16 protein-coding genes are annotated in these 14,941 nt (G+C 42.6%); 14 read left to right on the top strand and 2 right to left on the bottom strand.

Annotated elements, in window-relative coordinates; translation table 11 throughout:
- Positions 1–841: primase C-terminal domain-containing protein (locus G3255_RS18785; RefSeq protein ID WP_211656128.1), on the top strand; the 841-nt coding region annotated here is incomplete at its 5' end.
- Positions 842–957: 116 nt separating this feature from the next.
- Here G3255_RS18785 and G3255_RS18780 read toward each other — a convergent pair.
- A complete protein-coding gene (locus tag G3255_RS18780) occupies positions 958–1,275 on the bottom strand; it encodes a helix-turn-helix domain-containing protein (protein ID WP_211656127.1) in 318 nt (105 codons plus the stop codon).
- 292 nt (positions 1,276–1,567) lie between these two features.
- On the opposite strand from G3255_RS18780, the gene G3255_RS18775 reads away from it, so the two are divergent.
- From G3255_RS18775 to G3255_RS18725, 11 genes are all read left to right on the top strand, one after another.
- The gene (locus G3255_RS18775) at positions 1,568–2,518 is read left to right on the top strand and encodes a replication initiator protein A (RefSeq protein ID WP_211656126.1); all 951 of its coding nucleotides are present in this window, start codon (positions 1,568–1,570) and stop codon (positions 2,516–2,518) included.
- A 211-nt stretch (positions 2,519–2,729) separates the two neighbouring features.
- Complete coding sequence (locus tag G3255_RS18770; RefSeq protein ID WP_211656125.1) at positions 2,730–2,954, top strand: hypothetical protein; 225 nt, start codon at positions 2,730–2,732, stop codon at positions 2,952–2,954.
- A 27-nt stretch (positions 2,955–2,981) separates the two neighbouring features.
- Positions 2,982–4,016, top strand: a complete 1,035-nt coding sequence (locus G3255_RS18765) for a TraC-like domain-containing protein (RefSeq protein ID WP_211656131.1) — start codon at positions 2,982–2,984, stop codon at positions 4,014–4,016.
- Positions 4,017–4,027: 11 nt separating this feature from the next.
- On the top strand, positions 4,028–5,902 hold the full coding sequence (locus G3255_RS18760; protein ID WP_249222395.1) for a VirB4 family type IV secretion system protein: 1,875 nt from the start codon (positions 4,028–4,030) through the stop codon (positions 5,900–5,902).
- 14 nt (positions 5,903–5,916) lie between these two features.
- Entirely contained in the window at positions 5,917–6,999 is a 1,083-nt protein-coding gene (locus G3255_RS18755) for a M23 family metallopeptidase (RefSeq protein ID WP_211656124.1), read from the top strand.
- Complete coding sequence (locus G3255_RS18750; protein WP_211656123.1) at positions 6,996–7,547, top strand: hypothetical protein; 552 nt, start codon at positions 6,996–6,998, stop codon at positions 7,545–7,547. Before G3255_RS18755 ends, G3255_RS18750 begins: the two co-directional genes overlap by 4 nt.
- 12 nt (positions 7,548–7,559) lie before the next feature.
- Entirely contained in the window at positions 7,560–7,823 is a 264-nt protein-coding gene (locus G3255_RS18745) for a hypothetical protein (protein ID WP_211656122.1), read from the top strand.
- Positions 7,820–8,845, top strand: a complete 1,026-nt coding sequence (locus G3255_RS18740; protein ID WP_211656121.1) for a conjugal transfer protein TrbL family protein — start codon at positions 7,820–7,822, stop codon at positions 8,843–8,845. The genes G3255_RS18745 and G3255_RS18740 overlap by 4 nt, the downstream gene beginning before the upstream one ends.
- A gap of 12 nt (positions 8,846–8,857) precedes the next feature.
- A complete protein-coding gene (locus G3255_RS18735) occupies positions 8,858–9,610 on the top strand; it encodes a hypothetical protein (protein WP_211656120.1) in 753 nt (250 codons plus the stop codon).
- A gap of 24 nt (positions 9,611–9,634) precedes the next feature.
- Complete coding sequence (locus tag G3255_RS18730) at positions 9,635–11,146, top strand: coiled-coil domain-containing protein (RefSeq protein ID WP_211656119.1); 1,512 nt, start codon at positions 9,635–9,637, stop codon at positions 11,144–11,146.
- A gap of 11 nt (positions 11,147–11,157) precedes the next feature.
- Positions 11,158–11,409: an AbrB/MazE/SpoVT family DNA-binding domain-containing protein gene (locus G3255_RS18725; protein WP_182093532.1), complete on the top strand. Its 252-nt coding sequence runs from the start codon at positions 11,158–11,160 to the stop codon at positions 11,407–11,409.
- Positions 11,410–11,460: 51 nt separating this feature from the next.
- On the opposite strand, the gene G3255_RS18720 is transcribed toward G3255_RS18725, so the two are convergent.
- Positions 11,461–11,736 carry an AbrB/MazE/SpoVT family DNA-binding domain-containing protein gene (locus G3255_RS18720; protein WP_211656118.1) on the bottom strand — a complete coding sequence of 92 codons (276 nt, stop codon included), beginning with the start codon at positions 11,734–11,736 and terminating at the stop codon, positions 11,461–11,463.
- Between the two features lie 395 nt (positions 11,737–12,131).
- Here G3255_RS18720 and G3255_RS18715 point away from each other — a divergent pair, with 395 nt between their 5' ends.
- Both G3255_RS18715 and G3255_RS18710 read left to right on the top strand, forming a co-directional pair.
- Positions 12,132–13,724: a type I restriction-modification system subunit M gene (locus tag G3255_RS18715; protein WP_211656117.1), complete on the top strand. Its 1,593-nt coding sequence runs from the start codon at positions 12,132–12,134 to the stop codon at positions 13,722–13,724.
- Entirely contained in the window at positions 13,714–14,934 is a 1,221-nt protein-coding gene (locus G3255_RS18710; protein WP_211656116.1) for a restriction endonuclease subunit S, read from the top strand. Before G3255_RS18715 ends, G3255_RS18710 begins: the two co-directional genes overlap by 11 nt.
- Positions 14,935–14,941: the final 7 nt, after the last annotated feature.

Genomic DNA, 14,941 nt, shown 5'->3' with positions numbered 1-14,941 from the left:
GATTGCTTGGTCGAAGCGCCAGGACGACGACCGGGGGAGGGGACTGTTTGTTGTAGCCGATGAATCATCAGAACACGATCCAACACAGACAGCTTGGTTCCAGGAACTATTGAAGACACGCCACGTAAAAGGCCAGTCGGGACAGCTGGGACGCGACAACCTGATGTTCACGCTTGCGCTTGCTTGCTACAGTGCCGGAAAGGGGAAGGAAGAAACGCTGGATTTGCTCGATGAGTACAATTCAGGGCTTGTTTCGCCCCTTCGGCATAGTGAAGTCGAGAAAATCGTCAGAAGCGCCTACAAGGGACGTTTTAAAGGCGCTCATCAGGACTATATTCAAGAACTCTTGAACGAGTGGGGGAGTGACAAGGAGATTGCCATCGAAAACCCGATGGGTGGCTGGTATAAGTTTAAAAAAGAACGCAAAGATCGGAAACGCAGCCATTACGACGAGTGGGAAGAGGATCTGCTGCAGTTTATTCAAGAAAAGACCTCACTGGATCAACCGATCAACTGGACGACGCAGCGAGAACTCTGCGAAGCCGTCGGCATTCCACGGAGTTCGTTCAATGTGTTAATCCAACAGTCGAAAAAAATCCTCATCAAACGAATCGGACAAGGACGTACAGCAAAGACCGGAATTACCTCCGTGGCTGTGCTTCTTCAGTGTGCCCTCAGTTATCAGCAAACCCATCGGGTTCGATACAAGGAAGCGCTCCGTGTCATGGCGTCTGAACGCTTAAATGAGCGTATGGTTCACGACCTGATTGACGATGTGGAATGGTTCCTTGAAAAGCGCTTATCCGAACCGATAACTGGTAAAAATTTCAATTCTTCTTAATGGTCCAGTCTGCCAATACATATCTGTATACGTGCTGTTTTTATCCGGGTTAGGTATTGGTTATCCATCCATCACTCTTTTGATTGCATTAAAAAACACTCAGCATGAGCCGAGTGTCAGGAGTTTTCATCGTTATCGGATTCAGGGGAATACGTTCCGAAGCGTTCGTACATCTTTTGAAGCTGCATTTCTTGAAAATCGTCTTTAAAGGCACGCAAAAAGATCTCCGTCGGATCGATTTCCAGGATGTTGGCGTAATGGATGAGCCACCCAATCGACACGTTCTGTTTTCCCCGTTCAATCAGAGAAATAGTGGAACTGTGGAATTCGCTCATCGCATGAATATCGCTGATTTTGAGGTTTTTCTCTTTGCGAATGCTTTTTAAAGCTTCACCGATTTTTATGTAAAGGTCTTTTTCGTTTTTAGGGGTCATAGGGAGATCCTTTCGAAATTAGACGTACCCGTTTGAAAAAAGTATGCTAAACTGATACAAATAATTTATATATATATAAAAAAATCTCTACAAACTCTTTTATTGGTAGTTTGGCGACCGTCAATAAAAGAGTTCCCACGTAGAGAAATTTCAAAGAATGTTTTGTTGTCTTGATTATAGCATAAATTCAAGCCTAGCGAATAGCCTGTTTTCCCTTACTGGGGCTTGAATTTGCTGAGACTCCTTTGAAATTTCTCTGACTGAATCTAAGAGAATGGAAGGGGTATGCAAGATGACTGGAAAGTACAACATACGAGAAGAGGCTGCGCAGCGATTCTACCGACTGCCCAAGGTGTTTTTCACCAACGAGCGTTACAAGAAACTGAGCAATGACGCGAAGATTGCCTTTGCAATTCTACAAGATCGCTTGGATTTGTCGATTAAGAATGATTGGTTTGATGAGGAAGGGAACATTTACTTTTTGTACGGGAACCAGCAATTATCCGACATCCTGAATTGCAGCAAACCGACCGTTATCAAAATCAAAAAAGAGTTGCATCAAGCTGAATTGTTAGAAGAAAAACGCATGGGATTGTCGCAATCCAATCGGCTGTATTTGCTCAAACCCGTGGCGGAAATCTCGGATGTGAAGCAGATAGAAGAACCTGAAAAAGAGCCTGAAACCCTTGGGGCACAACAGAAGTTAAAATATTTAACTTCAAGAAATCAAAATTCTTTACTTCAAGAAGTTAAAAATTTTAACACTAATGATACTGACCTTAACAAGACTGATTTTAGTGAGACTGAAATAAAGATCAATCAACTGAGAGAGAAAACTGATCTTCCGGAAGTGATTGTGCAGGTCTTGATCAAAAACAAAGAACGATTGATGGATGACGCTATTGAGGTTCAAGATGTGGCGAATCATTACTTCGCTCATCAAGAGGTATTGACGCTGCATCAATACGCTGATGCCTTGCAATACTCGCTCGAACGCACACCCGGACGTATCAAAAGCATTACCGCACGGCTAACAAAGGCTGTAGAAGACAAAAAGAAATGGCTCGGGATCCAAACGCAACCGACTCGTAAGCCAGTCAGAACGGAAATGGTACCGGATTGGCTTCATCAAGCGAAGACACAAGATGAAGCACAGGAAACAGGAGAAACACTTTCGCCAGAAGAATTGGCGGCTGAAAAAGAAAAAATGCTTCTCAAACTAGCGAAGAGGAAGTCCAAGTGACTTCCTCTTTTTATTTATATGTAAATAAAGGTTCTGATAAATTAGCCCTTTTATATTACTGATTGAGGATAAAAGTCTTATATATTCTTAGAATTCGTCTTTTATTAGATGCAAAAAGGTCTTTTAGTAATGCCGGAAATCCGGCATTTTTCATTGCCGAATAACCGGCAGTTTGTTACCGTTAAGACAGAGAAGAAAGGTGGTGGCAACTATGTTTGATCGAATCAGTACGTTCTTGAATACATTGTTTACGGATATGCAAACAACCTTCATCACAATTTTTATGATCGGTCTCTTAATTTGTGCAATTGGGGTATGGGCCGGCGATGAGCAATCGTCACCAAAGTTCAAAAACGGCTTGAAACTGTGCGTTTTGGGCGTTGTCTTGTTCCTATTGGCAAAACCAGTGATCGATTACATCCAAATGAACCTGTAAGAAAACGGGAGAAAGTATGTGATACCCATGCGAACAGATTCCTATATGGAGCGCCAAGAACGGCTGCGCGAGCGAGGCAAAGTTGAATTGCCGTTGAACATCGATACGAAGAAATACTTATACGGCAACATCTCGTTCCAAGACGTGTTCATCGTTTCCCCGTTTCTCCTGTTGGGGGCGTTCATCTCGTACTTGCTGTACCGGGCAGGGACACTCAATCAGCAACTCCTCCTCGTGGCGTTTGTGCCGGCGATGATCGTGACGGTGTTTCAGTTAAACAAGCATCCCGTCCGGAAGAACTTGTCGCTCTTGCAATACAAAGTGATCTGGAAGCTAAAAGCGAAGCACCGGAAGAAAGATTTTCATTACGCGAAAGGAGCCTTACCGATGAGCCGGAACGAACGGGACACCCGAACTGAATTAGGACTCGCGAATATCGCCAATGGCTGTTTGGAGTCCTCGGACCGGCGCTTGATTAAGGTATTGGAAGTGTCCTCGGTCAATTTGTCGCTGATGAACGAGCTGGCGAAAGAAAACGTCTTGTCGGCGTATCAGTCGTTTATTAACGATACCGGTGAGAAACAGATCCAGTTGATGCAAGTCGCGCAGCCCATCAATTTAACGAACTACTTGATGTGGTTCAACGAGCAAGTGGATCAGAACTCATCCTATGCGAAACGGATGCTCAAGCAAGGCTATGCGGATCAGATTGAACGGATCCAAAAGTCGAAAAACATGGTGACGCGTAAACGGTACTTGGTTATTTCTAAGCCGATGACGAATTCACCAAAGGATTATTTGAAACTGGAAACGACGGCGAACATTCTGCAAGCCAAACTTGAACAGATGCTGTCGGGCTACGAGAAGTTGGACGTGAAGATTCTCGAGAACGACGAACTGTTGAAATTCTATTATGCCTGCATCGATTTCGAGAATGCCCAGGCGCAAGGACAGAACATCGTCCATAAAACCAACGCCAAGCTCGATGTGGTCGTTGGGAAGAACACGGCCAAAGCCTTGGTCGAGCAATACAAGACCTTGCTGAACGATCGATTCGAGTAGGAGGTGGAGACATGGTGTGGAAACCGAAGTGGCTGCAGCCCAAACAACCAGACGAAACAACCTTTGAAGACACGGTCAGTGGCATGAACGAAACGCTTCTCACAGCCATTGCCCCGGACAATCTGACGGAATATGATTCCTCCGTCCGGGTGGGGGCGAATTACACCCGGACGCTTCTCATCGTGGATTACGACCCGATTCAAGACCAAAACAAGATCCAGCAAGTGACGGAGATTCCGGAGAACGTGTCGCTTGTCCATTACCTGCAGGAATACAACATGGGCGAAGTACGGACGCAGCTCGTCAAAAGCATTAAGCAGAACCGAATGAAGATGAATACACGCTTTGCGGACGAACAAACAATTATCGAATCCGAAGGACAGATTGAAAGTGCGTCAGAAATGCTGCGGAACCTGTCGTACCGAAACGACAAGATTTATCTGTTCCATACGCTCATCCACTTGGTGGCGAGTTCTCAGGAAGAACTGGACCAACTGACGACAACCGTGAAAAGTAAGTTCTCGAAGATCGGCATCATTCATAACCCAACGGACCGAGCTGTGGATGCGTTCCGGTCGTTCCTCCCGTTGAATGACAACAAAGTCGACGAGCTCACCTACAAGATGACCAACTCGGAAGCCATCTCGTATTTCTTCCCGTTCCATGAAAACGAAATGTTCTCGGAAACGGGATTGATCAAAGGCCGAAATATGACGACTGGGAACGTCGTGATTGTTGACGATACGAACCTGTTGAATCGGCATGAGTTTGTCATCGGGATTTCCGGTATCGGGAAATCGACGTACTTGTTCGCGAACATGACGAACAAGCACATGCTCGGACGGAAAATCATCACCGTGGATCCAAAAGGGGAGTTCGGACGAAACTACTCGGATCTCGGCGGTGCCTGGGTTAAGTTTCAGCTGAAAGGCGGAAACCGGATCAATCCGATGGACCTGCCGAAAATCAGCGAGAAGATTCAAATGGAAGAAACCGAACTCGGAAACATTTTGCTGACGAAAATCTCGAACCTGTTGGTCATGTTCCAATTGATGTACAACTCCATGAGCGATCTGCAGGAAGACATCCTGAGCCGGTACATCCAGAAGGTCTACGAAGAGAAGGGAATCGACGAGACGACCGATGTGAACCAATTGACTGCCGATGATTATCCCATCTTGGAAGACCTGTACGAGTTGATTGCCCGGGATAAACAGAACGACCCACCTTTGTACGAACGAATCCGAGATTTCCATACAACCTTGGAAACCTACGTGTACGGCATTTACTCGGAACTGTTCAACGGACCGACGAACGTCAACATTGACAATGAATTGGTTTGCTACGACTTGAAGGAAATGAGCAACAACGAAAAGATTCAACGGATTCTCTTCTACAACATCCTCTCGCACACGACCTATGAAATCATGAGTGGCGACCGGCAGCCGAGCGAAATCTTCATTGATGAAGCGCACGTCATCGCCGATCCGAAAGTGCCGAAAGCGATGGAATTCATCTACTTCATGATGAAAGTGCTCCGGTCGTTCAACTGCGGCATTACCACAGCGTCCCAATCGGTCGAAGACTTCTTGTCGGCACGCGATGAGAACCGGAACTACGGAAAAGCAATCATCACCCAATCGGTTCAACGGTTGTATTTGCCGATGAGTGAGGAAGAACTGAAGTACTTAGAAGAAGAGCTCGGCAACCAATTCTCCAAAGAAGAACGATCAACCTTGATTCTCAAAGACGGCAAGAAGAAAGAACAAGCCGGCAAAGGCATTTTCTACACTGGTTCCAAAAAGATCAAACTCGAAGTGCAGCTGAACGAAGTGACCGAGAAGCTGTGGTTTGAACAGAAGAGCATTAACGAACTGACCATGTGAAAAGGGATGAGGGCATGAATCCAAAAGACGCAGCCAAAACGATAGGGTCGATCTTGCTGACAAAGGTCTTGTTCAGTCCACTCGGATTGATCGCCGTTGGGGTCACGATTTTGCTGATTATCATGCCGGTGTTCATGTCGATGACGAGTAAAGGCGAAGATTTCAACTTAGATGACCCCGACAGCAATTTAGAAGCTCTCTCAGGCTCCTCAGTCGGCGCCTATTGCGCTCCGGAAGGCGAATTGGATAAAGAGTTGTGGGAAGCTGGATTCGCCTCTGCAGGCGTTTTTGAAGGAATGGGGGACGTATTCCTGAACGTAGCTGAAGAACAGGAGATTGATCCGGTGTTAATGGCTGCGATTGCGCTGCACGAAACCGGTCACGGGACCTCGTCGGCTGTGGTGGAAAAGAACAATCCAGGAGGCTTGATGGGGTCAGACGGACTGTTTGTCTTTGATACGTTGGAAGAAGGGATTGCCTCGATGGGCAAGACCTTGCACAACCGCATCATCCAGGACGGGCTCGGCACAATTGCCGATCTGGGTTCCGTTTATGCACCGATAGGAGCTAGTAATGACCCGACCAACCTGAACAGTCATTGGGTTCCGAATGTCACGAAAGTGGTTAGCTCGTTAGGTGGATTAACGATGAACTGCGAAACGACGACCGGAGAATTCGTGCAACCGATTCCGGATGTCGTCATCAATTCGAATTTCGGCATCCGGGTCCATCCCGTTACCGGCATCGTCACACCACACGAAGGCGTGGACTTGAATTGCAGCCGACCGGATCCGATCTTTGCAGCGAAAGAAGGCAAAGTGGTCTTTGCTCAATACCCATCCGGTGTTTTAGAGACATACGGCAATGTCGTTGTCATTGAACACGCGAATCAGCTCTATAGTTTATATGCCCATCTCAGCAAGATTGACGTCGAAGTGGGCGACCAGATTAGCCAGATGGAGCAACTCGGCCAGTGTGGCACGACCGGACGCTCGACCGGTGACCATCTGCATTTTGAAATCCATACGGATCGCATGTTTGGCAATCGGGTCAATCCGATGCCGTATCTTGAAGGAGAGAAGGGGACGGACGAATGAAACAGATGAATGGGCAGACGATTCTAATGGGGGCGCTCGTCTTGGTCTTAGTTCTTATCAGCTTCAACCTCTACTTCAGCAAGCAAGACGTTGAACAGGAGAATAAACGCCTCACCGAACAAGTCGAACGTCTCTCGGCAAAAGAAAAGCAAAGCGAGGCGCTCTACACACAGACGGAAGCGTTTGTGGAAGCGACTTTTGAAGGTGATGCTCTTCGGTACTTCACGGAATCCTACCGTTCGGAAGTCGAAGACGAAGTGGCAGAGGCTGAAACCATGCACGGACATAGCCGAAGCAACACGGAGAATTTAGAGATTTTCAATATCTCCGTTCGTCCGGTAGAAGAAGGGTTTCAAGTCTATGCCATTTACCGGATTACCTTAACGGGGGTAGACGGAGAATTAGAGTCGCCTGGGAGTCAGCGTGTGATGTACTTGATGTCTCAAATGCACTGGATCGAAGAACAAGGTGAATGGAAAGTCGAGGCGCACGATTTGGAACCGCTAACGTCCGGAGAGGAGTTTGAGGAAGCGATAAACAACGGTTAATGGAAGGAAAGGATGATTGAGATGAAGGCAAAACTCCACCAGGTGCTCGTCTTCCAGCAACGTGTCCAAAAACAGATGGATGGATTGATTGATCGGCTTTCTCGAACAGCCATTGACCAGGAGGAACGCAAGTTTGAGTTGATGTATGACAAGTCTTTAAGTGAAAAGGAAAAAATCGAGATAAAGAAAAACATTATTATGAAATGGGCGATTCTCTTACTTGTACCTCTTCTTTTTCTTATCTTGACGCTGCTGAATAGGGAGGTAATGATGTGAAAAAAATTTTGATATCAATGTCTCTCTTTCTTTTATTCATCTTTGCGCCATTTACAGTAGTATTTGCTGAAGAAGGCGAGTTTATGGATGAGACAATCGAAGAGTATAAGACGACACAATCAAGTAGTGAAAAAGTGGATAGTGTTGAATCTTATATGAAAAACGTACTTTATCTAGAAAAATACGATTACAATACCAATCAATTTAGCTGCAAATGGCACGAAATCGGTTGTCATACCAATAGTTTTTTGTTCACAACAGTAAGTGGATTTGTATATGGTGCAGTAGATAGTTTTAGCAAGTTTCAAATTGACGCGGATTTTATTACAGGAAATCCTGTTTATGAAGGCTATATGCTAAATTTCAAATCTTTGGCATGGACAATTACTGCCATTTTTATTTTATGGCAAACGACTAAAATCGTAATCCTATACACTGGAAATGGAGAAGAAGGGATGAATTCACTTCACGACAAGCTAATTGCTGTTGTGACGGGTGGAATCCTTCTTGGTATCTACGCTCAATTGTTCGATTGGATGCTAGAACTAACTCATTTACTTACAGAAACCATGCTCACAACGCCTGTTACTCATTACGATATCATGCAAGTCATGGCTGTTAATTCAGTAGGATATGGGCTGATTTTAATGATTGTAGTTTCAGCCATTCTTTTTGTTTTTTTCTTATCAATTCTGTATCGTACAGTCCTGTTTGTCATCCTTTACATTACAGGGGTCCTGGCTATCCCCACGATAGTCAATGATCAGTATAACTTTTTCAATTTATGGCTGAAAACGGTCGTGAGCAACATATTAACTTTGACGATCCAGTTATTATGTTTTGTTTTGGGAATAAAAACGTTAGTAGACCTTACTGATGGAGGAAGCATGATTTTGGGAATGATTTTCTTTATTGTGGGATTATCGATTCCAACATTGTTAAATCAATTTGGAGCTTCTACAGGGTCTGCTAAAGCAGTTGGATCTTCGGTGAAGTATGTTGCTCGATATGCAAGAAGATAAAGGAGTGGAATGATGAAGAAATATTTGTACTTACTCACCTTATTCATAGCTATTCTGGTACTTGGAGCATGCAATTCCGATGCTGAAGATCGGGGGGATACAGAACAAAATCCGGAAAACAGTAAAGTATTCAACGAGGAAGATATTACACAAGCTGAAGAAGTAGTCGTTTTTTTAAACGAAAGGATGGCTGAGCTTGAAGAGAAAGTGAACAAAAATATTCAGAATGAAGAAATAGTCATTGAAGATGAAGCATCCTTCAATACACAAGTCCAAGAGTTGGCTGACGAGATCGTTTTCAAGAAGTTAGCTGAAGAATTTGATGGAGTAATTGCTTTTGAAGGTGCAGCTGGAGAAAACGAAAACATTTATTTTAATAAAATGAGTAGTGAACCATGTAGTCTAGGTCACTGTGAGTACGATGGTATTGAGACTATGCAGGTAGATGTCAATGCTAGTGGAACTGAAGAGTACAAGTCACCTCACTTTTCAATGACAGAACTCATATTTGAGGAAGCTAAATACAGCTATGAGAGTGAAGAGGAAGAACAATCATCTGAAATTCATTTCGTAAAAAGCAAGGAAGATAGGCTGGTTTTAGCTCAACATCCTGCGTTAGATATTCAATCAATCAATCTAAAAGAGATTGATAAAGAATACAACGAAATTCAATCAAGTGTGCCAGAAAGTGAAGTAGAGGCTGAACAAGAAGCCTATCGTAGCGAAGTGGAAGAAATCTTAGCTCAATATCCAGAGCTTCAGTAATCAGATAAAGGTGGTGAACGTTACATGGTTATTCGTACAATCGCCAATCGAGTCGGAACCATCGAAATCGATCAGAATGCGTTTTATTTCTTGCAGCCACTTTCCGCATTTAAAACAGAGGAAATGGAACAGATCGAACGGGCTTACGAGAAACAGATGCAACTGGTCACAGGAGATCCGACCTTCTTATCGGCTCAGGAAATTTCTTTTCAGTCGGGCCAGGTCCGGTTCGAATACGATTTAACGGATTTGCATAGTTTTAATGCTTTGAAAGCGATGGAATTTGAAGACAAACTGATGTATTACTTATCGCTCGTCCAACTGGCTCGGCAGTCTGAAATCAATGTCTTGTGGCAAAAAGAGAACTTCGTGCTCAATAAAGAGGAATCTCTCCTTCATGTGATGGTCACAGAAAATGACGTGATGCCATTAAATCATGAGAAAGATCGACTGACGGCTGTCAAAGAGTTAATCATTATTTCCCTGACACGATTAAATCAAGTGTACGGCAGACCAAGAAGAATCGATTTTTTAGAGCAAAGCGATGAAGTGATCCGATTTGCCGAAACGATTTATTTGCGTCTGCAGTCGTTGGAAGAAATGGAAGCCTATATTTCAGATGTGTTCAATCAAGTAGAAGAACAGAAAAAAGCGAAGCAACAGGAACAGGAGTTGGCCAAGCAAAACCAAACAAAGTGGTCCGTCACGACGGCGTCGCTTCGTGAGAGTCTTCAACGACTCCCTTCCTTTAACAAACAGCCCAAAGAAAACCGTACAAAATCGGCAACTGGTGGGAATAAAAAGTTATTTGTTGGCGTGGCTGCCGTTCTCCTAGCAGCATTCGGACTGAATGTCGTCCTCACGCAAGCAACAGAGAACGCTCAGGAGGAAGAATCAGGGGAAGTGACCGACGTCGAACTGAACCTGACAGACGTTTACCGGGAAGGGCTTCTAGGAGATACAGATGGCGTCTTAGAAAGCTTAGAATCCGTAGACTACAATGAATTACAAGCTGCTGATCAGGAGGTACTCAATCGCTTGTACATCAAGCAAGGCGAGTATAAAAAAGCACTTCGTAACCAACCTGAGCTAATCGGGACCATTGCAGAGCAACTTAGCCGTGATGAGGACGTGGAAGGACTGGAAAATCTTCAAGAGACGACTGATGAACCTTCCGAAGTCATTGAGTTTGAACTAGCTGCTGTGGAAGAAGAGTGGACGCGAATTATCGAATTGCGAAACCAAGTCGAACTAACTGATCGTCGGGTTGAAACGGTTTTATCAGCGTTTATTGCAGAAAAGGATTTCCAAGGCGCGAAAGGGTTTCTCGAAAAACATGAGCTAACCGATGAAAAGTTCATGAGTTCAGTGCTAGAAGCCGAAAAAGAGGCGCTTCAGTTAGAGGAATTGCAGGCAGAAAAACAGAAACTAGAAGAAGCGATTGAAAAAGAGAACGATAAAAAAGCATCGAAGAAAGCCGAAGAGCGCTTGAAGGAGATTAATCAAGAAATTGAAGAGATTGCTAAGCCAGAGTAAGGGGGAAGCGTGTGCATACAAAACGGATTAACAATTCAGGACGCATTGTGATTCCAAAAGAGATTTTAGAGATGTTTGAGCTGCACGAAGGTGACCTAGTCGATGTCACACATAACGACCGACAGATTATCCTCGAACCTCATCGTCAACGGTATGTCTGTGCTGTGACAGGAAAAGTGGCGGATGAAGCCATTCGAATTGGCGAAGCATGGATCAGTAAAGAGGGCCTAAAGCAAATTGTGAAATACATGAGTGACGAATAAAAGCGTACCCGGCAATGATTGAACAGCCGGGTACGCTTTTAACTTGGTCGCTTACTTCTTCGTGACGTTCTGTAGTTCTTCGAGGAGTATAGCTGCGCCTTTTGGACTTAGATGAAGTCCTTTCGCGTATTCAAAGTTTTCCTCTAAAATTTCTCCCGTAATCGCACACGTTTTTTCCGTCTTATATTTCCGCAAAATGATTCGATCGTCTTCGACGAAGATTTCCATTGCATCTCCTTCAGATATACCCATGGATCTTCTTAATTCGATGGGGGTAACAATACGTCCCAGTTGGTCTACTTTTCTAACGATACCTGTGCTTCGCATATTTGATCTCCTTTATTTTGAACTAAATATATTGTATCTAATTTTAACTATCTAAGTAATAATTCCACTCAAAAAGAGAGGCGTTTAGAGTACCTTAAGTGTTTGGCTAAAAAATTCGGAGAGTCTTCAAAATAGGTAGTATTAGTTACGATAGTAGAGGATTGTCTGTATCAACGTACGAAAGAAAAAGAATTAAATGTCGTAAACTACAATCAAAATTAAAAGTGGGAATAAATAGGTTTTGAACTATTATAATAAGAGAGAGTACGCTCACGCTTTCTACTGGTAGAATAGAGGGTAGTGAAGATCAAAGAAGATAGTTGCAAGTGTGACTTTCAGTCATTTACATAACAACGAGAAGCTTCATTATTTATAAGAAAAGTGGGGAATAGAACATGAGTGGATTGAACACAATATTATTTAGTGCTGCAGATAATTTGCGCAGCAAAATGGATGCATCAGAATACAAGAATTACTTGTTAGGCTTGATTTTTTATAAATATCTGTCGGACCGATTACTGGTAAAAGTAGTTGAAATATCAGATGAATCGCTAGAAGAATACTACACGGCAGACAAACAAACGCAACTATATGAGACATTATTGGCGGATGAAGACATCAAGAGCGATCTGATTGAAACCTTGATCGACACACTAGGCTATGACATTGAACCACCTTATCTTTTCAATGTATTAACGAATCAAGCTAAACAAAATACATTTCAGTTAAACGATCTAAATAAAGCATTTATCGAATTATCGACAAAATATGATCAGTTCAACGGTCTATTTGATGATGTGGATTTACAATCCAAAAAACTAGGCTCAGATGCTCAGCAACGAAACATCACCATCACAGAAGTCATCAAGAAATTAAATCCGATTAACCTGTTGGGGCATGGAGGCGATGTGATTGGGGATGCTTATGAATTCTTAATCAGCCAATTTGCTTCAGAAGCTGGCAAGAAGGCAGGGGAATTTTATACACCTCATGAAGTATCAGTCATGATGGCGCGTATTGCTGCAATAGGACAAGAAGATAAAAAGCTATTTAGTGTATATGATCCGACCATGGGGTCGGGTTCGTTGATGTTGAACGTCCGAAACTACATTAACCATCCGGAAAGTGTGAAATACCATGGACAGGAACTTAATACGACGACATTTAATCTTGCGAAAATGAACTTAATCTTGCACGGTGTCGATAAAGAAGATATGCGTTTAAGCAATGGCGATACCTTGAATAAAGATTGGCCGACAGACGAGCCATATACGTTTGATTCAGTGTTGATGAACCCACCGTATTCAGCGAATTGGTCTTCAGATGATACTTTCTTAGACGATTCACGCTTTAACCGTTTTGGGAAATTAGCGCCAAAATCAAAAGCGGATTTTGCATTCTTACTACACGGTCTTTATCACTTGAAAGATTCTGGGACGATGGCGATTGTGTTACCACACGGGGTATTGTTCCGTGGTGCTGCGGAAGGTGTTATTCGAAAGAAGCTGTTGGAAGATGGCAGTGTTTATGCGGTAATCGGCATGCCGGGAAACCTGTTCTTTGGCACACCAATTCCCACGACAGTTATCATCTTGAAGAAAAATCGCGAGACACGGGACGTCCTTTTTATCGATGCAAGCAAAGACTTCGTCAAAGGAAAGAATCAGAACAAATTGTCTACAGCGAATATCGATAAGGTAGTAGAAACGTATAGAAATCGAGAAAGTATTGAAAAATATTCGCATGTAGCGAGATTTGACGAAATCAAAGAGAATGGTTTCAATTTGAACATTCCGAGATACGTAGATACCTTCGAAGAAGAAGAAGTTGTGGATATGACAGAGATTGGTGCAAGCATCCAAGATATTCGAAATGAAAAAGTAGAACTCGAATCTAGTTTGTATGAAATAATTTCTTCGCTGCAATACAGCAAAGAAGATGAAGAGTGGATTAAAGGAGCATTAGAGGTGTTCAAACGTGAAAAATGAAAAACAACCAGAAATTCGTTTTCCAGAATACAAAGAAATGTGGAGTCAGAGAAAATTTGAGGATTTCATTTCTAAAGCTGGAAAGAAAAATACTGTAGGTAAAAGCTACATGGCATACTCTGTAAGCAATAAAGTAGGATTAGTCAGTCAAGCAGAACAATTCGATGGTAGTCGATTAGATGATCTTGATAAAACATCCTATAAATTAGTTCATCCTGGTGAATTTGCTTATAATCCTTCCAGAATCAACGTCGGCTCGATAGCATTTAATAATCTAAGCGAAACGGTAATCGTAAGTTCACTTTATGTAGTATTAAAAATGAGTGAGAAGTTAGATAATGAATTTATTTTACAGTTTATTAAATCTCCAATTTTTAATAATGAAGTTAGACGAAATACTGAAGGGAGTGTGAGAGAATACTTATTCTTTGAGAGTTTCAAAAACATCAATTTTCCATTTACTTCCAATAAAGATGAACAGACTAAAATCGGTGAGTTCTTTAAACTATTAGACGAAAATATTGCTATTCATGAGCAAGAACTCACCACGCTAAAACAAACCAAACAAGGCTTCTTGCAAAAAATGTTCCCAAAAGAGGGGGAGTCAGTACCAGAGTTTCGTTTTTCAGGTTTTTCTGGAGATTGGGAAGTTAAAACTTTAAAAGATATAGCTAATTATCGGAGAGGTTCTTTCCCGCAACCTTATGGAAATAAGGAATGGTACGATGAAGAGTATGGAATGCCTTTTGTGCAAGTTGTCGATGTAGATAAAAATCTTAAGTTGGTTAATAATACTAAACAAAAAATTAGTGAATTAGCTCAACCAAAAAGTGTGTATGTTGAAGCTGGAAAAGTAGTTGTTACTTTGCAAGGGAGTATTGGGCGAGTTGCTATTACTCAATACTCTTCTTATGTCGACAGAACATTATTGATTTTTGAAAACTATAAAATTCCAGTAGATATATATTATTTCGCATACAGTATTCAACTATTGTTTAATAGAGAAAAAATGAAAGCTCCTGGAGGAACAATCAAAACAATAACAAAAGAAGCTTTAAGTAGTTTTCTTATTTTTCTTCCTGATATGGAGGAACAATTCCAAATAGGTAATTTCTTTAAACAAATAGATGAAGTAATTGCTCTTAAAGAAAAGGAATTAGAAGTCTTAAAACAAACCAAACAAGGCTTTCTACAAAAAATGTTTGCTTAAATCGATG

This window comes from Planococcus sp. MSAK28401 (assembly GCF_018283455.1).
GTDB classification, from domain to species: domain Bacteria; phylum Bacillota; class Bacilli; order Bacillales_A; family Planococcaceae; genus Planococcus; species Planococcus alpniumensis.
This window is presented reverse-complemented; position numbering and strand designations above follow the sequence as displayed.